The sequence below is a fragment of the Plantibacter sp. M259 genome (genome assembly GCF_006065115.1).
Classification (GTDB): Bacteria; Actinomycetota; Actinomycetes; order Actinomycetales; family Microbacteriaceae; genus Plantibacter; species Plantibacter auratus.
This window is the reverse complement of sequence record NZ_CP040750.1, coordinates 3,498,687-3,523,711: the sequence shown is the minus strand read 5'-3', so window position 1 is coordinate 3,523,711 and position 25,025 is coordinate 3,498,687. Positions and strand designations below refer to the sequence as shown.

The following is a 25,025-nucleotide window of genomic DNA, read 5'->3' as shown; positions in this document are numbered from 1 at the left end:
ACGTAGCGCAGATTCAACGCTGCCTATATAGGAGCACGCCCTGAGTCCTGCCCTTCGCGGCACTGGGCACACCCACCGCCATTGCACTTGTGCACCTGAGCAGTCAGCACCCTCGATGCACGAACGTCGAGATGAACGGTGCCAGACGGCCCGACAACAGCTCAACCCGGCGCGCAGCAGACTCGCTGTTGTGCCGCTGCTACAAAGATGGACCGCACAAAGCAGTCAGGGCCTTCAGCGGAACAAGTCGTTGGCCGCGTCGTTCTGCGCGACTTCCGCGTTCCACCCTCATCACCGTCGAGCCCCGGAGCCCATCTGACGCGTGGATCGGGCCGTATCGGCCTGAGGGTTACGTCATCAACGAGCACTCCTCAACACTTCCGTGAACCACTTGCTTGAAGCGGGCCCCAGTTGTCACCGGAAACTCGTGTCGGGTATCGGTCATTGCTCCCTCGCAGCTAGCTCCTCGACGTCTTGCGGAGCAAGTCCACAACGTCTTCGGGCCCCAAACCGAGAGCCAGCCACTCGATTGGTGCGATCGGAACACCGTGCAGGCGCAGTCCCGCATCGGCGGACGTCATGAAGCGCTGGATCTGTTCGGGCATCCAGGAGTCAGGTACGGAGGAGAAAGACTCCCAAATACCCGCGAGGGTGCCTCGTTGAGGGCTGAATTGCCAGATCGGGTAGCGCCTCTTTTTCGCGATTGTGAAGTAGAAGAGGGTTCCCTCCTGAGCGCGCCGGCGCACCTGTCGCAGTCCGACGCCCAAGAATCCCGCTGTCTCGTCGTCGCTCCAAGAATCGACGATGGCACCGATCCGCTCGGTGGCCGCGAGCCCGAGTGAAGGCCTTGCCGGCTCGGCCCGACTCTCATGAGACCGGGTTCGATTGGCTTGGCCTTCCCCGACCTCAGCAGACTCGAAAACTCCGTCGCCAGCCTCATCCCAAAGTTCGATGCATGCGTGCAGTACCGCAAGGATCAGCTTGGCGTCGCGCCCTTGGGCGGCTGCTGCTTCGACGAGACGACGGAACGCTTCCAGGATTGTTTCGGAGACGTAGCCCTCCACTTCTGTCGATGCAGGACGACTATTACTCGCGTCTACACCCACCGACTGGGCGCGATTCATGTGGATCGCTCGCGGAGGACGGCAATAACCAAGACAGGGTCGCCTCCGCGAAGCAACCACATAGTCGGGCTCAGCCGCTCGCCGTCCATCTCGAGCGAGGAATGGACATCATCCATGCACTTGCGGATCCGGTCGAGCGTCCACGCGATGGGTATCGAGGGCGAGACCAACCGAATTCCCGGGACAACCGAGCGGATCTGTTGATCACGAAATTGCCAACGAGGGAAGTACCACTCTCCGTTGTGGTGCACTGTGTGCAGAAAACCGCCGTCGCTGAGTCTCTTCAAGTACCTCGGTGTGATCTGCAGCCAGTCGATGACCTCCGGCGCCGTGAGACCGTCTAGCAACCCCTTGTCAGCATTTGCGCGATCAGCGCCTTGGCTCATGGTGCCGGACATCGTCGGAGACCTGGAGCGACCAGCGCCCGAGCACTTTGCCGCGATCGCGACCGCTCTCGGAATCGCCTGCCGACTCGGAGGCTGTGCTTCACCCCACGATCGAACCCGACATATCCGCGTCGGCGCCATTCCAGCGCGCAATGAAGACGGAAGGCGCTCTGGCTACGGCGTCGATCCAGGATGTCCCAATCCGGCGGCAGGGGCGCAGGTACGCCCTCTGATTCGGGGAGTAGATGAAGGAACAGCTCTCGGAAGGTCGGTCCACGAGAGTGTCGACGACGGAACTGAGCCACGAAGATGGCCGCAGCTAGCGCCCATTCCTCCGCGAAGTCTTCGTCCGTGAACTGCTCGAACACGTAGCGCCAGGCAGCCGGCGGAGGAGCCGTCACCCCGCCCCACCAAACTGGGTTGTGCCAGTCCGACACGGTCACCATCACAATCGCGGTCGCACGCAGCGGGCCGACCCTGTGGTGCGACCGGAGCCCTCAGAGCGGCAGCACACGTGCAGAGCGGAGGTGATCCGGTGAAGGTCGATTGTTTCGTATGGCCTCCAGAATTATGGCATACAGGTAAGCCCATACGCGTATGCGTTTGTCGGAACGCTTGGGTGTGACCACACGATCGACGACTAGCGAGGATGAGTGGCGCGACTTCGCGCAGAGTCTCGCCTTGCAACTCCGTCGCCTGCGTCTCCGAACTGGACTCAGCCAGGAAGAAGTTGCCCATCGGGCAAACCTCAGCCGGTTCATATACCGGGAGTACGAGAATGGTGAGTCTCGGCCCGGGTTTCCCGCGAACCCCGCCCTGCGATCCATCATCGCGATCGCGCAGGTTTTCGAGGTCTCGATCGATGAACTGCTCCCATCACCACTTCCAGACCTGCGAAGCCGGTAGCCTCCCCCGGTCGGTGCAACTCCAATCGAGCGATCCGCTCCACCAGTTGCGAAGCATGCCGCGACGACTCGTGGACGTCGACGTACTGAAACGGGACACTTCCGCCGATGTGGGCTTCCGGCGGTGATCGAGTTGCGGGGCGAGACGAGGTTGCGGGAGTCTACCGATAGGGGCGACATCTCGATGGCGTAGCCCGTCAGATGACTTGAGTACCCTCAGGCGCAAGACACCACATGCAGGAACACCGGCGCATTCGGCGCAAGGTTTGGAACAGGGTTCGATGAGCTCACAGTTTGGCTCGCCCAGAAAGAACCGCCAGGGTTCACAGCAACCGCCGCGCGCTGAAGTTCGCGACCAAGAAGAGTTCGCCTCGTCAATCCACACCCCACCACCTACGCGAGAACCCCAAGCCGCACCCAGAAGGCCCAATCGACGCAGGCGCACGATGCAGCCGACCATCCGTGTCTGACCGAAGAATTCACAGTCACGACCGGATCGTGAAGTGCACAGCCCCTACCGCTTGCGCCAGGTCGCATCGGAGAATCAACCGACCGAATGTGACGAAAACACACTCAGATCGCACGAGAAGGAGTAGGAACGTTGATGGGAGATCCCACTTTGCCCCCGGATTACAAATACGACGCGACCCACGCGTCGCTTCTGACGCCAATCTTGAATGCGGCCGCGAACTCCGCGGAGTTTGTTTTCGAGGTCTCATCAGAAGTCGAGGAGGCAATGAAAGCGGCAGGCATCGCGATCTCGCCTGAGCTTCAGAGCGAGCTCTGGCAGGCCTTGGACTACACCCTCGTCGAGGGTGATCGGGCCGCCGTCACGCTCCAGCCAGTCTCGGATACGAACGGCTATTTTCTTCGCCCGATGAACCAAGCCAGTCATGACGTCCGGAAGCTCTGGGAGGACCTTGCCGCCGGCGTCTCAGCTCCGATGCTCGTCGCCCACTTCAGTGACCTCGTGTTGAGTTCGAGAGTACGGACCGGACTCCCGGCCGCGGAGGCCACCATCGACGCCTACATGGCCCTGAGCACCTCAGTTACGGCCGACACGTTCCACATCGTCGAAGGGCTGATGCGAGCGGCGACAATCGCTCGCCGGTACAAACTCGCCGCGCACGAGGCGCGGGTGCGCGAGAGAATGTACGTCCTCGCGGCGGAGCGTATAGGGGATCCCGAACCCACGGCCGGCATTGTGCTGCGGCTGCTCGAGTCGCTGAGCATCCTTCCCGGATCTGCGCCACCCACTAAGCCAACACCAGCGGAGGTCGAGGAGTTGCTGAATCAGGCTCGCTCGATCTTCTCTGACCTCACCTCGATCGATGCGATCGCGTCCATCGCCATCAACCTCGCCACTGATGATACTGAGCGGAACGCCGCGAGAACCGAACAGGTTTCAGGGTACATAGCGTTCGCCGACGAAGCAGCGGGCCTGGTCAAGATGCTCCACCTGAATCGCGCTGCGCAGCTCGCGAGTCGATACGGGTTGAACTCGCCTCGGGATGAAGCTGTCCGCAAGATGCAGGCGATCAAGCCTGAAGAGATCGAGTGGCAGGTCGCTGAGGCGTCAGTCTCGATTCCGATGCGCGGGATTCGTGCATGGCTTCGCCCGCTTGATAGGGCTCACGATTGGAGGCAAGCGCTTCAGCTGTGGTTGACGACCGAGTCACCCACCGGTAGCTATGCATCAAATGTGGCGGCCGCGAAGAAAGCTGCCGGTTCTTCGCTCGCGTCGAGGCTTTTTGCCACAACGGTGTTCGGCGCTCACGGATTGCCGCAGAGAACGTTCGCGTCGCTCAGTGACGCGGAGAAGCGACATCTAGGTGAGGTCGAGGAGAACTCCGCGAGATTCTACGGCGAACTCCATCGGGCAGCTCTCGACAAGATCCGTGACAGGTTCGGTAAGCCCGACCTTTCGGAGGTAACTGCCTTTCTCGTTACGACTTACCACAGTGATTCTGGCCTTGCCAAAGTTGTTGCCACCGCGCTAGATCACTTTTGGGATGGTCACGTCACGGCCGCCTCCCACATCGCCTACCCAGCCATCGAAGCAGGAGCTCGCGCCGTGCTGCTGTCGTTAGACGAGCCAATGTACCGTGTCGAAACGGCGAAAACCCCAGGTCGATTCCCGGCTCTCGACTTCTACCTAGACGCGTTAGACAAACACGGTCTCGATCCGGACTGGGGTCGCGCCATCCGCTCGATGCTCCTGTCGGAAGGCAGCAACCTTCGCAACCTAGCCGCCCACGGATTCCGTCGCTTCTTCTCCGAAGGAGAAGCAGCAGCCTTGATCCGACTCGCGGCGATGTTCGCGACGATAGCGCCGGCGGACTCAAGCGCCACAGATCAAAGGACCGTGGAGAGCTTCGTGCGTCGCCCGGCCGAAGCTGCTCAGCGGAAGCTGAAGCGACGAATCGGCGTCGTCTGGCGATAGTCGCGGGAGGGCCCACTCGGAAGAGGAACTCGCGAGACTCACGAGACCGATCGCCACTCAGATGATTTACCGACGCCCGATCATCAAGCCCGAATTAGCTTGCCTCACCGCTCTCCGGCACAGCTCAACACCACCGAGGTCGTCAACGTGCGTCGTGATCATCCGTTGTGCCAAGCCGCTGCGGAGAACACGCGCCGAACGGTGACAAGGAAACGAGATCACGGCGATCAATGCAATCCTGAGATATGCACAGATCTCAGCTGTCTCACCAAATCTCCGAACCCTCGGATGAGGAACTGGACCGGATCCGCAGCCTCCTGCGCCGAGTCGGTGGTAACAACGTAACTTGGGGGGCGCAGCAGTCACTTGACGTGTGGACCGTCGAGCAACGAGCAAAGCTAGACCAGCAGATGTCCGAGCGGCTCCGCCAGGCGTCCTGGGTTCTGGTTGCAGCGACAGTCGGGCTCGTTGTGTGCACCGCTGGCCTTATCTGGGCCACGCTTGCCACGTGAGCGGTTCTCGCCGTCGAGAGCAGAGACGCCCTAATCGAGAGTCAAGCAGCAGGGCTAGGGGATGCCTGGTCGCAGACCGCTTCCACTAGGTCGCAGTCGATGACGTCATCAACAACGAATCTCACCGGGTCGCCTGGGTGCAGGTGAACATAAATCGGCCAGTTCTCGAGTTCGCCCCTTAGACGATCTCCCTCGCGATGGGTCACTCGCACCCACATGCGTTCCCCGGGAAGACGAGCAACAGCCCACGCGAGCTTCACCAGATCTCCAGGCTCAATCAACTCCTTGAGTTCGGGCCCCGGAACCTCAAAAGTGTCCGGCGATTCCAGATGACGCGCCAGGCCTGACTCGACTTTGGAACGGTGCCATACGTAACGGCCCCACGCCCAAGAAATGCGCGGTGAGAGGCCGATTCGTAGAGCCACCTCAAACTGTTGCGCCACCCAAAATGGACGCTCCCAACGCGGCACCTCGTAGAGCTCGGCCTGCAGCTCTTGTCGCCGGTCAACGTCGGGGATGAGACGCACAATCGCAGCTAGCACCAAGCCCGGCGCGAAACCGAACAGGAGTACTGCAACTCCAAACGCACCCAAAGCGCCCGGCGCGGAGAGAAGGTCGGCGATCATGCGAGAGCCCCCCGTAGTGTCGAGAATCGCTGCTCTGTTTGGATGCGATGCGCTACAGCGCCGAGCTCCCGGCGTCCGGAGTCAGTCAGAGTGTAGTAGCGCCGAGGAGGCCGCTTTTGACCGTCCTGCCGCTCCTCCCAGTGGTCTTTGAGCCATCCTTCGTCCAGCATGCGGTCAAGCTGGGGATAGAGGACACCCGAACGAACCCCTGAACGTTTGGAGAGCTGATATCCCCAGATGTAACCGTCACCCTCGTGACCCATCTGCAGGATCGCGAGTGCCACTAGCGCGAGAGAATGGGTAACCTTCATAGGTCTAACTCTACATAGGTTGTAATCACATCGCTAGTGCGCGACACGAGCATGCCATGCATCTGGACCAGGATGGCGCGATCTACGAGCCGGCGGGACAGACGCAGGCCGCGGAAATTACTCCGACTCCACTTCGACGCATGCTCGATGAACGCGTCTAGTGGGGTACCAGGCTTCAACTGCCGGCGAGGAGCCGATTGGCAACCAGCACGATAGGGACACGAAAGAATTTCATTGGCTTGCTCACCTGAGGTGTCGTAGCGTAACTCGCATGATGGTTCGATACGCCCTTCGGTGCCCGGGGTGCGACGACGTCTTCGCAGCCCGTGTTGGCGTGGACTCCACATCGGGAACGAACTTCTACTTGTCCTGTCCAACTTGTTCCCTCCCAATTCGAGCGTCCGCGCGAGGTGATGGACCAGGAACTTTCTCCCTGGATTTTGAGTGCGAGGTACTAGACCTCGGGGCTGTCACGAGTGATGCATTCATCACAGTCAATCCGTTTCTCCCAGCCCGACGTGATCATGGTTCATCTGAAACATCTGCCTTCGGCATGGTGGCGCTCCTCGATCTCCTCGGACCTAACGCCCTCCAGTACCTCGGATCCATTGGGTCCGCACGCTCAGCCATCGCTCAGCAGTGGCAGCCGACGCGGCGAATATTTGAGTACTACCTCGACGAGAATTGGGTCCAGTTCGACCGCGCGATCGACTTGGTCTTCAAGGAGGTTGAGGCCATCGAGGACGTCAGTTGGCCGACCGGAGACACCACCCATGAACGCGCCACGCGTGCCTACACCTCCGTCCAGCTATTGACGGGTGAGCTGGTGATACCTAGCGTGCCAATGCACCATTTCTGGCAGAACTACTCCGAGACCCACTTGCGCGCCCTGGAGGTTGCAAGTTTCGTGGATATGCTCAGAGCGGACCGTGAGTCAGGCACTCTGCCACAGCTCGAACGCTCCACGTTCGACCTCGTCGATCTCTTCATACAGCGCCATGAGATGTGGGCGATGGGCGGAATTGGACGCCTTCTCGATCCCGATCGCAACAGCGTCTGGGACGAGCTTGAGCTTGCTCGAGATGAGTTTGGAGCCGTCCGCGATCTGTACCAGCAGGCGTTCGAAACCATCTGCAAGACCCTCCGCTACCTGATAGCGGCTCGCAACTCTGCAGAGCGGCAAGACCCAAACGACTTTGGGAGTGATCATCCAGAGTCCGTCCCATCCAAAAAGCGTCCGCGAAACATGCGCGATTTCGATCGTCTCCCCAACGCGTTTCGTATCGCTTATGTGAAACAGACTCTCGGATGGGAGGGACTGACCAACTCTCTCGACAGCCGAGAGCGCAACACGATCGGTCATGCATCCGTTCGTCATGATCTGCGGACGGGCCTCATAATCAGCCCTGGATATGCAGAAGGAATTACCTACCTGACTTTCTTGAGTCGCGTGTATGACCTATTTGATGCGCTCGCCATGACTATGCATGTGGTGCGATTTGCGCGAGTCGCATCCTCGCCGGATTTCGCGGTCAACAGCGCCGTTACTTGAGCCTGGCTGCCTCCGTGTCCCCGTCGGCCTGGCGGCGTTGACGCGCGCCGCGGCATGCCGAACCCACTACCCCGACCTCCCACGACGTGGCAGTCTTCGGTTTATGAATCTTGAAGGCCTACCCAACTTGTCGATCCACCATCGGTGGGTGTACATCGTCGGCCGGATTGCCGTCGAGTCGGTAAACGTGGATGCCCGGCTACGCGCAGTTCTGGCGGCCCTCAATGGGCGAACGGACCGGGATGCCCTCCTGGAAGCTTCTCCCCCTTGGACGACCACGCTGACCAACCTCAAAGCCCGCCTGAATGTGATGCCCTACAGCGCGAAGTCCAGAGAGGCGATACTGAAAGCGATCAGCGACGCTGATGCCGCCTGGAACGAGCGCAATCGATACGTTCATGACCTCCTCGTGGAGTCGATCGCTGCCGACGATGAACTTCACCCTGAGGCGACGGCCTCGCCCAGACGAGAGGATCGGCTCAGGGTTCGACTAGCTCGAGACAAGAAGCGGAGCGCGCCGGATGCTCAGATCGTGTCTCTTGACCAGGCCGTTGAGTTGACTCTGCAGTTAGTTGCGGTTGGCTGGCGACTGAGAGCGGCACAGGGGCATCTCGCTGGAACTACGACCTGGAACGGACTCCTTTTCGGATACGTCACAGGTAACTGGGACGGTTCCGCCGAGTGGGTCTCGGACAACGACGACGACGATTGATTCCGGCCCGCTGCGGTCCGCTAGCCGATCCGTCTCCGAAACCCCGGCCGGTTTTGCCTCTCCCTCCGCGGCGTCGTTTCCGCACGAAAAGTCCGACTGGCGCTTCCGGTCAGGGTTCCGATACGGAGGTGCCGCCGCCCTCGGATCGATCGTCGGACACGCGTTTCTTACCGATGGAGCGGATTCGAGTCGTTCTTTGCGAAGATCAGCGTGGACGGATCGGCACCACCACTGCCCCCGCACTGGGAGCAGCGGAGAGCCTTCGCCTCAAGCGCGCACTCTTCAGCTGCTCCTGACGCAACTCCTCCTGGAGGACATTGATCGCACGCTGAAGCACTTCGCAGGTTGCCTTCCACATGCGCATGTCTTCGTAAGTTCGCCTCTGCAGATCTTTCACTCGCGACAACTCGGCACGCGCTCTACCGGCCTGCTCACGGGCGGTGTCGACATCGACGCCTGTGTCGTCTGCAATCAGGAACCGGAAGCGTTCCCTCAGATCGCCATGTGACTGATATAGGTGGTGGCGGCCGACTCCTGCCTCGGTTGCCAGGTGGCGCACGGTCGACGCACCAGGAGGCACTCGCAACGGATGGCCGCTCACCATACGCTGTATCGCGCCCAATATTGCGCGCCTCACCGGATCACCCTCGCTCTGAATCTCCGCATTGTTTGGCACAGAGTTTCTCATGGCGAGGCTTCCCATCCGGTCGCTTTTGCTTGCCTGGCCTTCGCAACAACGTCGTCCAGATCTTCCGCGTTTGCGACCATCGACTGGGCGAGAGGAAGCGGGGATATCGCAGCGTTCGCGCGGAGGCTATCTGCGAGCCCAGCTATCTGGAGAAGGTGGCCCTCCGTATGTACGATGTTGGCGCAGCGCGGGTGGCAACGACCTAGCTGCGGGGTTGCCGACGGGCTCGTGTCGGACTCACGGTGGCACAGGGCTGTCGTTGCTCGATACGCACACAGAGCGATCGCCGCCGGATTGTCATACAGCACGAGCTCTGGATCACGCCGGAGTCGGCGTTCTTCGGCAGGGGTCACTTCGGCTGGAAGTCTCCGAACTGCCGTCACAGCATGAGCGGCACCGGGGCCATACACCGCCTCTCCCACCGCCAAGAGGTGGCCGAGCTGCTGAATCGTCGCTCTTCGATGAGCCCAGTCTTCATCGCTGAGGAGAGCGTTCATCCCGGATTCCTTCGTGCCGGCGTACCCGTTCGCCATCGCCGTGCTCAGATGCTGATACTGCAACGCCAACGTAATTTCCCCGCCCGGCCGATTGCTCAGAAACCATGCAAGCGTTCTACGAAATCGCCGAAGCGTGATTCGGCCATCCGGATCCGACCCGACGTAGAGCGAGCCGGAGTCGGCGTGTAGTGGGACGAGCCTGGCATTGACGAATTCGCGGAAGTGTTCTATCCAGTCAGTGACAAGCGAGCTCTGTTGTACAAGGCCAGTAGAAGACAACACAGCACCGGACGTGTGACCGAAGAACCTACGGATGCGCTCAGCCACTCGGACCGCATTCCAAGCGCTTCTCGTACTGGCCCACTCAACAGTCTTTGGTGGCACCGGCCTTCCCGTTGCGTCGCGGCGGAGTCCCTTCCATACTCGCCCTCTCACCAGGTATAGCCGCCCTCCGTCCTCGCGTTGGAGAGGCTCAGGACCCGCACCAAACTCAAGCCCGAGTACTTCTTCCGGTCGAGCGCCGGTCAAGTAGGCCACGACGATGATGCAGGCGGTCAGTAAGTGGCTCATGAGAGGACTGAAATTGTCCCGCCCTCGCGCCTGTCCGCGAGGGACCACATCGAGGACTTGAATCCCGTCAATCCACGTCCGTCCTCGAAACTGGGCACTCGGTACGAGTTTGAGGCCATGAAGCGACGGGTCGTCACTGAAAGTGAACTTGCTTCGATCGGCATGTCTAGAGAACGCTGATGCCATCCTCGAGCGCGAAATCCGGTGCTGATAGGAGACAACGTGCCAGGCGGCTTGGTCGGTACCTGGCTCGTTCCCGAGGGTCTGACCGGGTAGGCGAGCATCTGTGTACGTGTCGAGCACATCGAGACAGCGAGCCGTGACGAAGAACTTCTCCGACGGGAGATCAGCCGTTGCTGCCGCGTAATCGTCATGCGCCGCGAAAATGTCGTCCGCAAAGTCATCGACGAACGCACACGCCCAGGTGATCAAGGGCGCCATGATCTCTTGACGAATCCGTATCGAGCGATTCTCTTCGGGCCCCCTGGACAGAGTCCGCTCCAACAGCCAGCTCGGCTCGGGCCACCGCTGATCCGGCTGCAGTCGTGAGGAAAAGTGCCACGCTCGCTTGACCACGAGAAGCGTATTGACCTTGGTCTTCAGGCCTAGCTTGCTACCAAATACCCAGCTCCGCAGATCCTCGAGATGCCCAGCATCGAGGTCAGCTGGCTCGACGACAGGAGTCTCCGGGTGAAGACGCGACCAGTCTCCTGTGAACCACTTCACAACGCGGCCAAGGTCGACGAGAGCCATCTTAATCGTGCCGGGGCTTGGCCACGGAGTGTAAGGACCGTAAGCCTCTTCAATGAGCGACCGTGGGTTGCCAGAGTTGATCAGTTCGTACGCATATGCTTTCGCGAAAGCTCGGAATCCTGGCGGTATGACGTCGAAGTTGAGCACATACGCTAGACGTCCTGGATCGGTCTCAAGCGATCTAAGCGGCCATCGCATGTCACCATAAATGGGAATCGTGTGCGCGCCGGCGACTACACGGTGCGATTCAATCGCTGGGTCAGAGTCTTCGCGAAGTAGAAGCATCGCTTCCCCGCTGGCCGTTTCAGCCAAGTATCTGGTCATAATCCTCCGGGATCTCGTGGCGCAAGGCGGCAACAATCAAAGGACGAAACCGAGCGACTTGGGAGGAGGCATGATCCCGCTCCGCCTGCGTGCTCCTCTCGACCAACGCACGCAACATCAATACACGCTTGCGATACAGCTCATCCCAGCTCTCGCCTATCGCGTCGTGAAGCTGCTGCATTACTTCGAGAGCCGCCATCTGGCGCGGCAGCAGGCGCTCTACGGTGACGGCGTTCTCGCAATCCAAACAGTCCAGGAACGAGAAGTAGCCTGTAGTACATGGCAAACCCGTCACCGGGCTGCGTTCAGGTTCCACGCAATGGGCGATTAGAGCATCGTTCGGTCGCGCCGATGCGGGTATATCTGCGCGCCTCATAGTGAGTTCAGCACGAGCTCGGTTAAGCGCATCTTGAATGCCGGCCGCTGCCGAAAGTTGATGTTCAATCAGGGCCTCGGCGTCAGTTCGGACGTAGTGAAGATGCGTCGACGGGGAGTGATGCGTCGGCTCCTTGGCCACGCCTCCGAGTCCGACGCTCCGGCGGATCCGCCGAAAACGGACGCCACCGTCCATCTGAGGTAGCCAGCCCGGGTTGGCGATTTGTGCCGGTCCCAGTAAGGGGCTACCCGAATGTTCCCAACGCAGAAGAAGACGGTCGGTCGGGTCCCCTCTCAGCCGCAGATGCTCCCGCAGAGGCTCAGTCAGTTCGGCGATCATTCGCAGTGCTGATGCAGCCCCCTTACTCTCACCCCAATCGTCGACTATGTCAGGCCAGAACCGATTCCTAGCACCGCGGCGAGGCTTTTCAGTATCGCTCTGAGCGATTGTGTGGGCCATGAGCGTCGGCACCTTCATCGAAGCCACAGCCGACCAGTTCATGCCGCTTCGGCACGCAATTAGGACTGACGCCGCCACACTCTCGTCGCTTGTGGGAAACAAGTACCAGCGCGCCTGTTGCTTGTACTTGGCTTTGCCCTCCAGCGCTTCCAGCGCTCTCCATCCCTCGGTAGATTGCGGCTCCCCCAGGTTCAGAACCTGCCAGAGCGCCTTCTGCTTGACGGTTGCGGATGGCGTGGACCCGTGCAGAGCCTCCGCGTATGCAGTCGTGATTCTGCGGTGTGCGAGCTTGGTAGCGGTTCGTGCTGCACGCTGGAGCGCCGCGAAGTCCACCTTGCTGTACCTCTCAATCGGTTGAGCAGGCTTCTGCGTGAAACTAGCACGCCGCTTACGCGATTGCCATCGCACATCTGCAGTGACGGGAAGGTAGTCCATCAGCGTGCATATACGTCCGTAGTACCCTACGAAGCTCGTCTCCGATAGGGATCTTTCAGCATATTCGCGAAACTGTATGAGATCGAATGGAGTGAGATCCGCTGCAGAGTCAATTCGCGACGCCCTGCCGTCGATCCCCAATACGCCCACCCATCTGAGGAAGAGGGCACAGCTTCGACGCGCGTTCTCCACGGTACTCACGCGGCGAATTCCTGACGCCGAGGTAGACCACATTTTGACAGCCCGACACAACTGCTGGCGTAGCTCCACAGGCCCTTCGTACGCGCGGAGATCAAACAAGTATTTTGAATCATCCTCAAGCTCAAGGTACACATAGAGGCCACCCTCTTCGTCCGTGCGGCCTCCGGGGCGCCACCCTGACGGAGGCAGACTCGCTCGATGCCCCATCAGCTGCGACCTAGGCCAATCAATGGACTGTGCGCCACAACCTGGTCCCAGAATTCTTCTGCCGTGGAATGGCGAAGAAGGTCTGTACGCCGCAGGCCCTTCACTGGCTCCAGGTAGATGTCTCTTGTCGTGTCTGTGTTGGCGTGACCGAGCAAATCGCGAACGTCATCGAAGACCTGCGAGTATGTGGAGGCATGAAAGGCCTCGCCAGCGCCAGAACCAAGTCTATGGTCCATTGCTCGCACTCCTGCGAGAAGACTAAATAGGGCGAAGGAGAATCGCAACGAATGCGGAGTAACCCGTATCGTGCGCCCGCCACCGAGCAGGCGATGCCTTTCGGCAGACACACGCCGGTTCGCGGTCTCAAAGACTTTTGCCCATGAATCGGACGCTAGCGGTTCGCCCCGTTCACTCAGCCACAGTGCGGCTGGCTCGAGTCCATCTGCGGTCATTTGATACAGTCGCGATCTATGCTCGGAGGAAAGGAAGGTCGCTTCCTGAGTGCTGCCGTCACGCATCACAAGCCGGTGACCACGGCGCCCCAGCTCTACACGCTCGATCACTTGTCGGTCCTGAACTTCGGAGTATCGCCCCTCTCTGCGTGCCCGCTTGATGGATCGTTCGCGACCCATACGACGATAGTCGCGCACGGATTCAATGCCGATCGAGTGCATCACCCGATAGTGGCGGAATCGGTTACCTTTGCCCACAATCGGCATCTCTTCACCGACTGACGTCGGTAGCTCGAGAACGAGGATGGAGCTGGCCTCGCTGCGGCGAAGCCCTGTCACTAACAGGAAGTCAGAGTATGCTCGATTGCGATCAATACATCGCGCTCTCGAAGACGGATCGGGAAGAGCGGGCTCGATGCGGCCTCCTGGCGCGGGTCTCGCGCGGTAGCCCATAAGACCCACGCGGGACCACATCGCATAGTCACCCGGCGTGATCCATCGATCTCTCGATGTCCGTGCGTTCTTCTCGCGGTGGGCATTCCCACTCGTGTTGTCAAGAAGGCGATCGTATTTGCCTAGTGGACTCCGGTCGACCCATCCACGTGTTTGCGCCCAACTGTAGAAGTGACTCAGCGCGGCCCACCCCTTGTTCCACGTTGCGGGTGTTACCGTCGCCGGATTGGCTTCATCGTAGACTCGCCAGACCTGAAACGCCCTCACGTCTCCTTGCTGCACTTCGGCCCATTGGAGGCCGCGAGTGCGCAAGAAATTGAACCAGATCCTCAACTCTTTCGCATAGGTCATCGCCGTGCTCATCCTGTCCATGGCAAACGCCTCGCGGAAGTAGTCCGCGAGACGATAGTCAATCTCCAGCGGCGACAACAAAATCGGCTGCCCTGTTGGGATTCCTAGTGCTCGCTCACGAGCGGAGATGTCGAGCCACTCAGCCGCCTCGGTGGCGATCGTGGGCGGGACATCGGCACCGGCTGCGGAAACAAGCCAGTCGTCGCGGGCGGCGGTCATGAGGCCGAGACTAGGGCTCCCAGCGAACACCATTCAAGAAAACACACGATTTCTCCAGAGAACTTCGGGGGACGTCACCGCGCTCCTCGGCGAGGAGGGAACGACTCCGGTGAAGCGTGCGGTCGAGGAAGGAGGGGGAGGACATGTGGAACCTTTCGTCAGAAGCCGGTCCGGAGCACGAACACTCCGGGGAAGACGGCGATGATGATGGACAGGGGCAGGATCAGGAAGACGAGGGGCACGAGCATCGCGACCTCCTTCTTCCCGGCGGATTCGAGGAGACGGCGTTTGGCGGTGTCGCGTCCGTCGTGTGCGTGGTCGAGGAGCACGGCTGCGACCGGTGTGCCGCGTTCGAGCGCACCGAGGATCTGGTCGACGCATCGCGACAGCATCGGCATCGCGAGTCGTGCCTCGAACTGCCGGAGTGCGGTGGCGAACGGGATACCGGTGGAGACGTCCGCCATCACCCGGCGGAACTCCCTGCCGAGCTCCCCGCTGGACCCGATGCGCGCCACGCGGTCCATCGCGTCCGTGATCGCTTCGCCGGCCGCGAGACTCAGACTGAGGAACTCGAGCACCGTCGGCAGCTCCTCCTCGATCCGCGCGAGGCGCCGACTGGCGGCGAGCGCCAGCAGCTGGTCGCGGAGGACGATTCCGGCCACCGCCCCGACCGCGGGGAGCGGTGCTGCGAACGGGAGCGGCAGCCGTCCGTTGCTGAAGGAGAACACGGCGAGCGCCGCGGCGACCGCGAAGCCGCCGAGCCCCCACAGGAGTTGCAGCAGTCGGTACCGCTCGAGCGTCGGTCCCCCGGCTTGACCCAACCGACGGATGACGAGTTCCTGATCGGCGCCGACCAGCCCGAGCGACCATCGAACGGCGCGGAGGACCGGGACCAGCAGGGTCCCGAGGACCGGTAGCGGGTCGGTCGAGCGGCGCGCGGCTTGTGAGCGGGCGTCGCTGGAGAGGTCGGCGACATAGGGGGCGATGCGGTCCGCGAGCCGCGGTCGTCCGAGTGCCGGCAGGAGCATCGCGAGTGCCCAGAGGCCGACCCCGAGGATCGCTCCGAGACTGAGGGCCCACGCTCCGTCGGCACTCACCGGAACCACCGTCGTTCGGGCTGGAGCCGTCCGACACGGAGCATCGCCTGGTAGGCGAGAGCGGAGACCACGACGCCGGCGATGATCAGGACCGCTCCTTCCCGGGAGTTGTAGGCGGCCGAGGCCTCCGGCCGGGACGACAGGAGCAGGAGGATCGCCCATGGTGCTGCGACGCCCAGCCTGGCGGCGTTCACCACCCAGGACTGCCGGGCCTCGGCCTCGGCTCGGATGGCCGACTCCTCGCGCAGCCCCGCGGACAGCGCTCGGAGCACCGCCGGCAGTTCCGTGCCTCCCACATCGCGGGCCATGCGCACCGTCTCGAGGATGCGGTCGGCGACCGGGTCGGCGAGCGCGGTCTTCAGGTCGTCGATGCCGTCGGCGAAGCGGCCGGCAGCCCGGTAGTCGGCGCTGAACGCGGCAAACGCCGGGCGGAGCGGTGCGGGTCCGACGGTGTCGAGCGCGGCCACCGCATCCGGGAGCGAGAGCCCTGACCGGATCGCGGACAACAGGTGGTCCACGACATCCGGCCACAGTCCCCGCTGCAGGCGACGACGCGAGGCGGCGCGCGCTCGGAGCACGATCACCGGGGCGACGAGACCCGCGACGGCGACGACGGCGCTCAACGGCAGGACACGGCAGAGCGCCTGGACCACCGCGCCGGAGACGAGACCGGCGAGGACGGAGACCACGATGGCGGCTGCCCAGTACCGACCGGGCAGACCGGCCAGGATCAGGAGTTCGCGGAGCGCAGCGACCGGCCTCCACCGTTCCAGGGTGTCGCGCAGCGGCTCCGGGTCCGGCCACCACCAGGGCGCGACGGTGAGGAGGAGGCCTGCGGCGAGGGCAGCTCCGACGACGAGACTCATCGCTCGCCGACGGCGAGGATCGAAGGGAGCGAGATCCCGGCCGCACGGTACTTCGCGTCGTTCAGCGGGAAGCGACCGGTGGCACGGAGCTCTCCGTCGCGCTGCTCGAAGAGGGTGGAGGCCTCGATCGTGTGGGACTCCCCGCTCCCGCCGACCGCGATGATCTCCGCCACCCGTCGGCGTCCGGTCCGGTCGAGCTCGCAGTGCACGACGAGGTCGACACATGAGGCGACGGCCGGGCGCACGAACCCCGAGTCGATGTTCCGCCCCGCCAGCAGTGGCAGCGTGCAGAGCTTGCCGATCGCGTCGCGCGCGGAGTTCGCGTGGATACTGCAGAGCCCGGGCAATCCGCTGTTGAGGGCGATCAGCAGGTCGAGGCTCTCCGCCTCCCGGACCTCGCCGACGACGATGCGGTCCGGCCGCATCCGGAGCGCCTCCTTGATGAGCCGACGCAGCGTGATCTCTCCTGTGCCCTCCAGGCTGGCCTGCCGGCACTGCATCGCGACGACGTCGCGGTTGCCCGGCGCGAGCTCGAAGGTCTCCTCGACGGTGACGATGCGGAGGGCCGGGTCCAACGAGGCGATGAGGGCGCCGAGCATCGTGGTCTTGCCGGCCTGCGTCGCCCCCGACACGAGCAGGTTGGCGCCGGCCGTCATGCTCGCACGCAAGAACTCGGCGGCCTGGTAGCTGATCGACCCCGCAGCCACGAGCTGACCGAGGTCGCGGATCCGCGCGGAGAACTTGCGGATGTTGATGGACATGTGCCGACGAGTGACGTCGGGGATGACGACGTGCAGCCGCGAGCCGTCCGGAAGCGAGGCGTCGACGAACGGGTTCGCGAGGTCGACCCGTCGACCGGTGGCGCGCAGCATCCGCTCCACGAGATCGCGGACATCCCCCTCGCCGAGGACGACGTCCGTGAGCTCCGACACCCCACCACGGGCGACGAACACCTTGGTCGGCTCGTTGATCCAGATCTCCTCGACACCCGGATCGTCGAGCAACGGCTGGATCGCCCCGAACCCCGTCACCGCGGCGAGCACCTCGCTCGTCATCCCGTGCTCATCGTCGATGAGCGGCGTCGTGTCGTTCAGCGCGCGCTCGTTGTAGCGACGCACCTCCTCACGGGCGATCCGCCCCGCTCCCCCACGCCGACCCGGCTCCCCGAACTCCTCACGCACCCGGTCGCGCACGCGCGCCGTGATGATCTCCGCCGCTGTCCCCATGCCGCCATCCTGACGAACACCGGCCACACCCCGCAGAAGTTATCCACAGCACCACCCGCTCGACAACGCACATCGCCCCCGATCACGACAGCGCGCACTTCGTCTGGGCGGAGCACGCCGAAAATCACGTGGCACTCGGTATCGAGACCAACACCGCGGGTTTGCACGACAAAGAGGACAGATGCGATCCGGTGATCGCGGAGCACTGCAGGATCGTGGACCAGTTGCCAGCACTTCTGAACTGATCGCACGCGCGAGAGACACCTTCGAGGCACCAAATGTCCCCAGGCTTCGCCTTGTATTACCTAACCGGTCGCTTAGGGCATGCGCAGGAGCCCGCAATGAACCCCGTCCATGCTGCTGCGTGGAGAAGCGCTCCAGTAGACACGACCGCCCGCGCGAATTGGATGACTACGAGCTGTAAACGTTGACGCCTGTCGATCACTCACATGGATCGTTGCACTCGCGCGATATGGGAGTGTTCTAGGCCACGCAGACCCCATACGCGGCGCGAATTCGTTCGATAGCTAGCGCTACGTCTCCGGCCTTGTCGGCAAGCCGCCCTGAGTCGAAGCGTATCTGCTGTGTTCCGGCGAGGTTACTGAACTCTTCCACGCCGTTCTCAAGGACGACGATGGCCCTGCCCCAGCCGTGACGACCCTGAAAGAGTCCGATTTCATGTACGACATTCTGACGCGCGAGCTTGCGACCTTCGCTCGTTGTATCGCCTGCGCTCATTACAAATACACCGATGTCGCAACGTTCCAACACTTGTTGCAAAACTTGGTTGATCGCATCACCCACTCGTGGAACGGATTCGAACGCTTCCACATCGAGTTTATAGTTGTCCTGTAGGCGATCCTTGAGAATCCGCCATTGCTCATCCCCTCCGTGGCCAATGAAGAGCCGCCGAGGCTGAATAGGTGGACTCAAAACCACGTACTCTTTCAAAATCGCCTCGATGTCATCCAGTAGTGCCACCGTTTGTTCGTAACTCATCTGCGTGTAAGACGCGGACACCTGCACATCCAGAACGAAAAGGCCCGAAAGCGTCAGAGACGGGCCGTAGCTGTTCGACATTGTCACGGTTACGGATTCGTAGGGAGATGAAAGCTCTTTGAAGGGCCGGGGGTCATCCGCGCTCACCGGGACATCTCCGCGTATGCGGCCGCCCCGGTTTAACTGAGAAATACGAATGTCTTGGTATATCATTACTCCGGTTTTCTCATAGTTGCTGAGAAAGTCTCGATAATCCTCGTGCCACTCGTCTTTTTTCTCCTCCTGCTTTCGGGCGCTCTCGCGCATACAGTCCGCAGTCGCATCCATCATCCGACGATGAAGCCGTTCGTACATCTCCTCCGAAGGGGCAACGGACTGAACGTATGTCTGCAACTCGATCACGGACCATCTCCTAAGCTCTGGTCCAGTCTAGGAGCGCCCGCCGACCCGGCGACCGGCTTTGAGGCGGCGTGCCTATTTGATTTGTCTTGGCCTCTGTCCCCATGCCGCCATCCTGACGAACACCGGCCACACCCCGCAGAAGTTATCCACAGCACCACCCTCTCGACGCGTCACCGACCGGTCACTAGGCTCGGGGACCGTGCCGACCACCTTCCGCATCGACGGCTCCCGCATCCACGACATCTCCTCGTTCTACGAGGTGATGAACGAGCTCGTGATGCAGGACGAGGACTGGGATCTCGGCCCGAGCCTCGACGCCCTCGACGACGTCCTCTACGGCGGGATCGGCTCGCTCCGCGATCTCGACGACGTGCACTTCGTCTGGGCGGAGCACGACGCGAGCCGCGCCGCACTCGGCGTCACGGCGACCCGCGCCTGGTTGCAGGAGAAGCTCGAGCGGGGCGCACCGTTCGACACGGCCCGGATCGCCGCGCAGCTCGACGACCTCGACGCCGGCCGGGGCAAGACCTACTTCGACCTGCTCCTCGAGGTCTTCGCCGGCCACCCGGACATCCGACTCGAACTCGCCTGACCAGGTCCCGAACCGACGGTCGCGCTCAAGCCGTCGCCAACCGCCTCGCCGAACGCTCCTTCGCCTTCTGCGCCTCGACCTCGCGGTCCTTCGGCGGGGCGGTCGTCACGAGGTCCTCGAGCAAGTGGCGCGTGATGTGGGCGATCTCCGCGACCGCTCGATCGAAGGCCTCCGCGTTCGCTTGAGACGGCTTCGTCGACCCGCTGATCTTCCGCACGTACTGGAGCGCCGCGGCCTCGACCTCGTCGTCGGTCGCCGCCGGTTCGAAATTGTGGAGGGTGTGAATGTTCCGGCACATGCAGGCATGGTAGCCCCGGCGCACGCCAGGATCCAGAGGTGATTCCGGTGCTGGTCCCGCGCCGCAACCGCTTGCGGCGGTCGACCCGAGCCGGAAGAGTGGGCGCCATGATCAACGGCTACACCGCAGACCAGGTCCGAGCCGCAGAGGCACCACTCTTGGACGCAGGGGAACCACTCATGGCGCGAGCCGCCCACGGACTCGCCGAAGAACTGCGGACGGTCCTCGCCGATCGCGCTGAGGGCCTCGAGGGCGAGGCACCCGACGTCTGGAAGATCCTGCTGCTCGTCGGCTCAGGCGACAACGGCGGTGATGCCCTCTTCGCGGCGGCGGAGCTCGCCGGCACGACCGGTCCGGACGACGTCCCGCTCGACCTCGTCGTGGCTAGGACGGGTGACCACGCCCACGAGGCGGGCTACGCCGCGGCGGTCGAGGCCGGTGTCCGCTTCCTCATGAACTCCCCCGCCGAACCGGACGACACCGCCGACGAGGCCAAGGGCGCCGCGATCGTCGTCGATGCCGTGTTCGGCATCGGGGCAAGCCGGAACCCCACCCTGCGCGGTGCGCCGAAGGCGATCGTCGAGGCGGTCCTCCCGGTCGTGCAGAACTCCGGCGGACCGACGGTCGTCGCCGTGGACGTCCCGAGCGGCATCGACCCCGACGAGGGAAGCGTCCCCGAGGGTGCCGTCCTCCCGGCGGAGGTCACGGTCACCTTCGGCGCGGTGAAGGCCGGGCTCCTCATCCCGCCCGGCTCGGCCTACGCCGGCGACGTCCGCCTCATCGACATCGGTCTCGGGCCGCAGCTGGCCGACGTCACGCCGTTCACGACGCTCGACCAGGCGGACGCCTGACCGACTGCTCAGCCCGGCCCGTCGCCTGGGCGATCGGCAACACCGACCACCAAGGCAGTGCCTGACGCTCAGGAGCCGACGGCGGCAGCCGATCGCCCTGATGCGACCCCCGCGAGCGCGTGGCCCGCGAGCGAGCCGAGGGTCCGGAGCCCGTCGCGCGACAGCACCGACTCGAGGTGCCCCTGGACCGACGCGAACCCACGACCACGCATCGCGAACACGTCGCCGGACGCCGCATCGGCGGCGATCTCGACCCCACCGACCGGAGCCTCACCCGCCAGCCGTGCGGTGAAGGTGTTGTAGAACCCGATCAGCGACTGCTCACCGAAGAGGTCGAGGTCGAGCTGCAGCCCCTGTCGGGGCGCGTCGAGGCGTTCGATCGGCAGTCCGAGCTGGATCGCGAGCACCTGATGGCTCAGGCAGACGGCGAGCAGCGGCGCTCCGGCGGCGAGACGCGCTGACACGATCTCGTGCATCCGGCGGACCCGCGGCTCGGCGAGGTCGAGCGGGTCGCCGGGACCCGGACCGGCGACGAGGAGGTCGACGTCCACGAGTGCGTCGGTCACCGCCGACCAGTGCTCCACGCTGACGGTCATCCCGAAGTGGCGCAGCTGGTGGGCGAGCATCGCGGTGAACTCGTCCTCGGCGTCGACGATGACCGCGGTACGGCCCGACAGCGAACCGACTGGCGCCGGGTGCTGCGGCTGCAACCAGAAGGACGCCAACCGCTCGTTCCGCGCTCGGAGCGCGTCCTGCACTCCGGGTTCCGCCGCGAGGTCGACGGTCGGGCCGAGTTCAGCGGGTGCCATGACGCCCAAAGCGGTCAACACGCCGGCCGCCTTCGCGGCCGTCTCGGCGACCTCCGACTCGGGGTCCGAGTGACGGACGAGCGTCGCACCGGCGGGAACGCGGACGAGGCCGGTGTCGTCGACATAGGCGGTACGGATGAGGATCGGTGCGTCGAGTTCGTAGTCGCCGTCGCCCACCGGGGTGAACAGCGCGAGCACGCCGGAGTAGTAGCCGCGCGCGTTCCGCTCGTGGCGGGCGATGACCGAGCACGCGTTCTGCATGGGCGAGCCGGTGACCGTCGGTGCGAACATCGTCAACCGCAGGACCTCGCGGACGTCGAGTTCGCTCGTCCCGGCGAGCAGGTACTCGGTGTGGGTGAGGCGCGACATCTGCTTGACGTAGGGGCCGAGGATGCGTCCACCGGAGGCGCACACCCGGCTCATCATCTTCATCTCCTCGTCGACGACCATGAAGAGCTCTTCCGTCTCCTTGACGTCGCCGAGGAACGCGCGGAAGTCGTCGCCGGTCGCCCCGGAGCGCGGGTGGCGGAAGGTGCCGCTGATGGGGTTCATGGTGACGGTGCGTTCACCGGTCGACGCGTCGCGGGCGACCGCGACGTGGCGCTCGGGCGTCGCACCGGCCATCGAGACGCCCGGCGTGTGCACGGCGAAGGTCCAGTAGGCGCCGGTCTCCCCCGACAGGAGCGCGCGCAACCACGCGAGGACGGCGCGCTCGGCCGGCACCTCGGTCGTCGCGGTGAACTCGCGGCGGATGACGAAGTTGGCGCCCTCGCCGCGTCCGATCTCATCCTCGATGACGCGGCGCACGATCGACGCGTAGTCCTCGTCGGAGACGTCGAACCCGCCGTCGACCAGCGGGACCGCGTCTGCGGGGAGTCGTTCGAGCACCTCGTCGAGGGTCACCGTCTCGCGCTCGCTCACCACGAGGCAGCGCAGCGGAGCGCCGTCGTCCATCGCCGCGAAGCCGCGCTCGCGCACCTGGCGGTAGGGCACGAGGGTGAGGACCTCGGGCTGGTGGTCGTCGCCGGCGGATCCGAGCGGGATGTCGGCGAGCGACTCGACGTCGACGACGTCGCCCGTGTAGAGGTCGACGGTGTCGCTGCCGTGTCGGCGGAGCACCGCGAACGGGAAGTCGGGGCCGGCGTGCAGCACGCGGTGGAGCAGGGTGGTCATGGTGGTGTCCTCAGGCTGGGACCGATCCGACAGGGCCTCCGAACGAGAACGACCGCCCTGTCAGGCGGTCGAGTCGTCGTGTGTGCACGTGCGCGGTCCGCCTAGGAGGCGGGCCACCAGCTCGTTGCACACGTCGTTCGCATGGAGCCGAGCATACACGGGCCGACCCGGGCTCTGCTGGCCGTGGCTCCTCCTCCGAAGCTCAGGACGTTCCCGACCTCGCTCCCGTAGACTGAGCGGGCCGCGGGAGTGGTGGAATTGGCAGACACGCAGGATTTAGGTTCCTGTGCTTTCGAGCGTGAGGGTTCAAGTCCCTTCTCCCGCACGCGACATCGTCGTACGCCGTTCCATCCCTCCCCCCCTACAGCAGGAGCTCCGCATGGTCCACACCGCCCTCATCCCCTGGCTCGACCCGGAGGGCATCATCACGGCCGTCGGTCCCTGGGCCCTCGTCGTGGTCTGCGCGATCGTCTTCGCCGAGACCGGCCTCCTCGTCGGATTCCTGCTCCCCGGCGACACCCTGCTCGTCATCACCGGCCTCCTCGCGTTCGGCTCCGCCCGCGTCATCGAGATCGACATCTGGTGGGTCTGTCTCGCGATCGGGTTCGCCGCGTTCCTCGGCGGCGAGGTCGGATACCTCATCGGGCACAAACTCGGGCCGAAGGTGTTCGAACGCAAGGAGTCCGGCCTCTTCAGCATCAAGAACGTCGAACGGACGAACGCCTTCTTCGAGCGCTTCGGTGCCCTCGCGGTCATCCTGGCGCGCTTCGTGCCGATCGTCCGGACCTTCGCCCCGGTCGCGGCCGGCATCGGCCACATGAACTACAAGAAGTACTCGCTCTACAACCTCATCGGCGCGCTCATCTGGGGCGCAGGGCTCACCTTCTTCGGCTACCTGCTCGGGTACATCCCCCCGGTCGCCACCTTCGTGCAGAACTACATCGACGTCATCCTCATCGGGGCCGTCGTCCTCACCCTCATCCCGACCACCTGGCACTACATCCAGTCGAGCCGGAAGGCGAAGGCGCTGCAGGGCACCATCACCGAGGAGGAGCGTCGGGCTGCGGCTTCGAAGCTCGCCGACCAGGACGTCTTCAAGCGCGACCGCGGGAACGACACGGTCTGATCACCGGTGGCGCCGCTCGCACGAGCGGTCGCGACAGCCGGGCCCGCCCCGCACGTCAGCGGTGGTGGGACTCCTCGTGAGAGGCGTGCTCCTCGGGTTCCAGCTGGAACGTCGAGTGCTCGACGTCGAAGTGGTCGTGGAGGCACGAACCGAGACGGTCGAGCAGCTCCCCCGTGCCACCATCGGCGAACACCTCCTGCTCGACGACGACGTGTGCTGAGAAGACCGGCTGTCCGGACGTGATCTGCCAGACGTGGACGTCGTGAACGGCGACGACGCCGTCGGTGCCGAGCAGGTGGTCCCTGATCTCCTGCACGTCCGTGTCGGACGGTGCGGACTCGCTGAGGACGTGGACGACGTCGCGGAGCAACGACCACGCCCGCGGCACGATCATCGCGGCGATCGCGAGCGACGCGATGGCATCGGCCTGAGCGAAACCCGTCGCCATGATGACCACCGCGGCGATGATCACGGCGATCGAACCGAGGAGGTCGCCGAGGACCTCGAGGTACGCACCGCGCATGTTGATCGACGTGTCACGGCCGCCGCGCAGCACCTGGAGGGCAGCGAGGTTCGCCACGAGACCGATGACGGCGACGATCAACATCGGAAGGCTCTTGACCTCCGCGTCCGCCGGCTCGAGGAGGCGGGACACGCCCTCGATGAGGACCGACACCGCGACGGCGATCAGGATGAGCGCGTTGATGAGCGCTCCGAACACCTCCGCGCGCTGATACCCGAAGGTCTGGCGGTCGGTGGCCGGGCGGGCGGCGACGATCGTGGCGACGAGCGCGATGATCAGCCCGGTGAGGTCGGACAGCATGTGCCCGGCGTCGGCGAGGAGGGACAGCGAACCACTCACCCAGGCGCCGACGAGTTCGACCACGAGGACGGTCGCGATGATGGCGATCGCCACCGCGAGTCTCCTGCGGTTGGCGGTGCCGGCGTGTGCGTGATCGTGACCCATGATGCATCAACCGTAGGAGCTTCCCAGCGCCCGCGGAAGGGTTTATGCCGAGATAGGAATGGT

The 25,025-nt window shown here is 63.5% G+C and carries 21 protein-coding genes and 1 tRNA gene; 8 read left to right on the top strand and 14 right to left on the bottom strand.

What is annotated here, in order from left to right; translation table 11 throughout:
- Positions 1-458: 458 nt before the first annotated feature.
- Both FGL15_RS16475 and FGL15_RS16470 read right to left on the bottom strand, forming a co-directional pair.
- Positions 459-1,124: a hypothetical protein gene (locus FGL15_RS16475; RefSeq protein WP_138946764.1), complete on the bottom strand. Its 666-nt coding sequence runs from the start codon at positions 1,122-1,124 to the stop codon at positions 459-461.
- Positions 1,121-1,522, bottom strand: coding sequence for a helix-turn-helix domain-containing protein (locus tag FGL15_RS16470; RefSeq protein WP_138946763.1), 402 nt, complete (start codon positions 1,520-1,522; stop codon positions 1,121-1,123). Before FGL15_RS16470 ends, FGL15_RS16475 begins: the two co-directional genes overlap by 4 nt.
- 585 nt (positions 1,523-2,107) lie before the next feature.
- Between FGL15_RS16470 and FGL15_RS16465 the strand changes: the two genes are divergently transcribed.
- Positions 2,108-2,416, top strand: coding sequence for a helix-turn-helix transcriptional regulator (locus tag FGL15_RS16465; protein ID WP_138946762.1), 309 nt, complete (start codon positions 2,108-2,110; stop codon positions 2,414-2,416).
- A gap of 603 nt (positions 2,417-3,019) precedes the next feature.
- Positions 3,020-4,858, top strand: a complete 1,839-nt coding sequence (locus FGL15_RS16460; RefSeq protein ID WP_138946761.1) for a hypothetical protein — start codon at positions 3,020-3,022, stop codon at positions 4,856-4,858.
- 553 nt (positions 4,859-5,411) lie between these two features.
- Here FGL15_RS16460 and FGL15_RS16455 read toward each other — a convergent pair.
- Together FGL15_RS16455 and FGL15_RS21085 are read right to left on the bottom strand one after the other, a co-directional pair.
- Positions 5,412-5,996 carry a hypothetical protein gene (locus FGL15_RS16455; RefSeq protein WP_138946760.1) on the bottom strand — a complete coding sequence of 195 codons (585 nt, stop codon included), beginning with the start codon at positions 5,994-5,996 and terminating at the stop codon, positions 5,412-5,414.
- Positions 5,993-6,259 (bottom strand): PadR family transcriptional regulator, encoded by a 267-nt coding sequence (locus tag FGL15_RS21085; RefSeq protein WP_255467917.1) that lies wholly within the window; start codon positions 6,257-6,259, stop codon positions 5,993-5,995. Before FGL15_RS21085 ends, FGL15_RS16455 begins: the two co-directional genes overlap by 4 nt.
- A gap of 601 nt (positions 6,260-6,860) precedes the next feature.
- On the opposite strand from FGL15_RS21085, the gene FGL15_RS16445 reads away from it, so the two are divergent.
- Complete coding sequence (locus FGL15_RS16445; protein WP_138946758.1) at positions 6,861-7,859, top strand: hypothetical protein; 999 nt, start codon at positions 6,861-6,863, stop codon at positions 7,857-7,859.
- Between the two features lie 148 nt (positions 7,860-8,007).
- Positions 8,008-8,571 carry a hypothetical protein gene (locus FGL15_RS16440; RefSeq protein ID WP_138946757.1) on the top strand — a complete coding sequence of 188 codons (564 nt, stop codon included), beginning with the start codon at positions 8,008-8,010 and terminating at the stop codon, positions 8,569-8,571.
- Positions 8,572-9,255: 684 nt separating this feature from the next.
- Here the strand turns inward: FGL15_RS16440 and FGL15_RS16435 are convergent.
- The 7 genes from FGL15_RS16435 to FGL15_RS16405 all read right to left on the bottom strand — a co-directional run bounded on the left by FGL15_RS16435 (position 9,256) and on the right by FGL15_RS16405 (position 19,146).
- Positions 9,256-11,079 carry a hypothetical protein gene (locus FGL15_RS16435; RefSeq protein WP_138946756.1) on the bottom strand — a complete coding sequence of 608 codons (1,824 nt, stop codon included), beginning with the start codon at positions 11,077-11,079 and terminating at the stop codon, positions 9,256-9,258.
- A gap of 304 nt (positions 11,080-11,383) precedes the next feature.
- Positions 11,384-12,673 (bottom strand): hypothetical protein, encoded by a 1,290-nt coding sequence (locus FGL15_RS16430; protein ID WP_138946755.1) that lies wholly within the window; start codon positions 12,671-12,673, stop codon positions 11,384-11,386.
- A gap of 407 nt (positions 12,674-13,080) precedes the next feature.
- Positions 13,081-14,556: a site-specific integrase gene (locus FGL15_RS16425; RefSeq protein ID WP_168223423.1), complete on the bottom strand. Its 1,476-nt coding sequence runs from the start codon at positions 14,554-14,556 to the stop codon at positions 13,081-13,083.
- A 158-nt stretch (positions 14,557-14,714) separates the two neighbouring features.
- Positions 14,715-15,653, bottom strand: coding sequence for a type II secretion system F family protein (locus FGL15_RS16420; RefSeq protein ID WP_079705587.1), 939 nt, complete (start codon positions 15,651-15,653; stop codon positions 14,715-14,717).
- Entirely contained in the window at positions 15,650-16,519 is an 870-nt protein-coding gene (locus FGL15_RS16415) for a type II secretion system F family protein (protein WP_138946753.1), read from the bottom strand. Before FGL15_RS16415 ends, FGL15_RS16420 begins: the two co-directional genes overlap by 4 nt.
- Entirely contained in the window at positions 16,516-17,745 is a 1,230-nt protein-coding gene (locus FGL15_RS16410; RefSeq protein ID WP_138946752.1) for a CpaF family protein, read from the bottom strand. Before FGL15_RS16410 ends, FGL15_RS16415 begins: the two co-directional genes overlap by 4 nt.
- A 483-nt stretch (positions 17,746-18,228) precedes the next feature.
- Complete coding sequence (locus FGL15_RS16405) at positions 18,229-19,146, bottom strand: TIR domain-containing protein (RefSeq protein ID WP_138946751.1); 918 nt, start codon at positions 19,144-19,146, stop codon at positions 18,229-18,231.
- 199 nt (positions 19,147-19,345) lie between these two features.
- Between FGL15_RS16405 and FGL15_RS16400 the strand changes: the two genes are divergently transcribed.
- On the top strand, positions 19,346-19,738 hold the full coding sequence (locus FGL15_RS16400; protein WP_240773575.1) for a ribonuclease inhibitor: 393 nt from the start codon (positions 19,346-19,348) through the stop codon (positions 19,736-19,738).
- 25 nt (positions 19,739-19,763) lie between these two features.
- Here the strand turns inward: FGL15_RS16400 and FGL15_RS16395 are convergent, their stop codons facing one another.
- On the bottom strand, positions 19,764-20,036 hold the full coding sequence (locus tag FGL15_RS16395; protein ID WP_138946750.1) for a DUF2277 domain-containing protein: 273 nt from the start codon (positions 20,034-20,036) through the stop codon (positions 19,764-19,766).
- A gap of 107 nt (positions 20,037-20,143) precedes the next feature.
- On the opposite strand from FGL15_RS16395, the gene FGL15_RS16390 reads away from it, so the two are divergent.
- Complete coding sequence (locus FGL15_RS16390) at positions 20,144-20,887, top strand: NAD(P)H-hydrate epimerase (RefSeq protein WP_124769040.1); 744 nt, start codon at positions 20,144-20,146, stop codon at positions 20,885-20,887.
- A 68-nt stretch (positions 20,888-20,955) separates the two neighbouring features.
- On the opposite strand, the gene FGL15_RS16385 is transcribed toward FGL15_RS16390, so the two are convergent.
- Positions 20,956-22,869, bottom strand: a complete 1,914-nt coding sequence (locus tag FGL15_RS16385; RefSeq protein ID WP_138946749.1) for an anthranilate synthase family protein — start codon at positions 22,867-22,869, stop codon at positions 20,956-20,958.
- Positions 22,870-23,112: 243 nt separating this feature from the next.
- On the opposite strand from FGL15_RS16385, the gene FGL15_RS16380 reads away from it, so the two are divergent.
- Together FGL15_RS16380 and FGL15_RS16375 are read left to right on the top strand one after the other, a co-directional pair.
- A tRNA-Leu gene (locus FGL15_RS16380) sits at positions 23,113-23,194 on the top strand.
- A gap of 54 nt (positions 23,195-23,248) precedes the next feature.
- Positions 23,249-23,995 carry a DedA family protein gene (locus FGL15_RS16375; protein ID WP_085510558.1) on the top strand — a complete coding sequence of 249 codons (747 nt, stop codon included), beginning with the start codon at positions 23,249-23,251 and terminating at the stop codon, positions 23,993-23,995.
- Positions 23,996-24,050: 55 nt separating this feature from the next.
- Here FGL15_RS16375 and FGL15_RS16370 read toward each other — a convergent pair whose 3' ends face one another.
- Entirely contained in the window at positions 24,051-24,962 is a 912-nt protein-coding gene (locus FGL15_RS16370) for a cation diffusion facilitator family transporter (protein ID WP_137241930.1), read from the bottom strand.
- Positions 24,963-25,025 lie beyond the last annotated feature (63 nt).

What these genes read in the sequence shown, in the direction of transcription:
- FGL15_RS16465 (WP_138946762.1), top strand. Translation starts at nt 2,108, where the DNA reads ATGCGTTTGTCGGAACGCTTGGGTGTGACCACACGATCGACGACTAGC.
- FGL15_RS16415 (WP_138946753.1), bottom strand. Translation starts at nt 16,519, where the DNA reads ATGAGTCTCGTCGTCGGAGCTGCCCTCGCCGCAGGCCTCCTCCTCACC.
- FGL15_RS16385 (WP_138946749.1), bottom strand. Translation starts at nt 22,869, where the DNA reads ATGACCACCCTGCTCCACCGCGTGCTGCACGCCGGCCCCGACTTCCCG.
- FGL15_RS16425 (WP_168223423.1), bottom strand. Translation starts at nt 14,556, where the DNA reads ATGACCGCCGCCCGCGACGACTGGCTTGTTTCCGCAGCCGGTGCCGAT.
- FGL15_RS16410 (WP_138946752.1), bottom strand. Translation starts at nt 17,745, where the DNA reads ATGGGGACAGCGGCGGAGATCATCACGGCGCGCGTGCGCGACCGGGTG.
- FGL15_RS16475 (WP_138946764.1), bottom strand. Translation starts at nt 1,124, where the DNA reads ATGAATCGCGCCCAGTCGGTGGGTGTAGACGCGAGTAATAGTCGTCCT.
- FGL15_RS16435 (WP_138946756.1), bottom strand. Translation starts at nt 11,079, where the DNA reads ATGGCTCTCGTCGACCTTGGCCGCGTTGTGAAGTGGTTCACAGGAGAC.
- FGL15_RS16470 (WP_138946763.1), bottom strand. Translation starts at nt 1,522, where the DNA reads ATGTCCGGCACCATGAGCCAAGGCGCTGATCGCGCAAATGCTGACAAG.
- FGL15_RS16430 (WP_138946755.1), bottom strand. Translation starts at nt 12,673, where the DNA reads ATGGACTACCTTCCCGTCACTGCAGATGTGCGATGGCAATCGCGTAAG.
- FGL15_RS16375 (WP_085510558.1), top strand. Translation starts at nt 23,249, where the DNA reads ATGGTCCACACCGCCCTCATCCCCTGGCTCGACCCGGAGGGCATCATC.
- FGL15_RS16460 (WP_138946761.1), top strand. Translation starts at nt 3,020, where the DNA reads ATGGGAGATCCCACTTTGCCCCCGGATTACAAATACGACGCGACCCAC.
- FGL15_RS16445 (WP_138946758.1), top strand. Translation starts at nt 6,861, where the DNA reads ATGGTGGCGCTCCTCGATCTCCTCGGACCTAACGCCCTCCAGTACCTC.
- FGL15_RS16390 (WP_124769040.1), top strand. Translation starts at nt 20,144, where the DNA reads ATGATCAACGGCTACACCGCAGACCAGGTCCGAGCCGCAGAGGCACCA.
- FGL15_RS21085 (WP_255467917.1), bottom strand. Translation starts at nt 6,259, where the DNA reads ATGGGTCACGAGGGTGACGGTTACATCTGGGGATATCAGCTCTCCAAA.
- FGL15_RS16395 (WP_138946750.1), bottom strand. Translation starts at nt 20,036, where the DNA reads ATGTGCCGGAACATTCACACCCTCCACAATTTCGAACCGGCGGCGACC.
- FGL15_RS16455 (WP_138946760.1), bottom strand. Translation starts at nt 5,996, where the DNA reads ATGATCGCCGACCTTCTCTCCGCGCCGGGCGCTTTGGGTGCGTTTGGA.
- FGL15_RS16370 (WP_137241930.1), bottom strand. Translation starts at nt 24,962, where the DNA reads ATGGGTCACGATCACGCACACGCCGGCACCGCCAACCGCAGGAGACTC.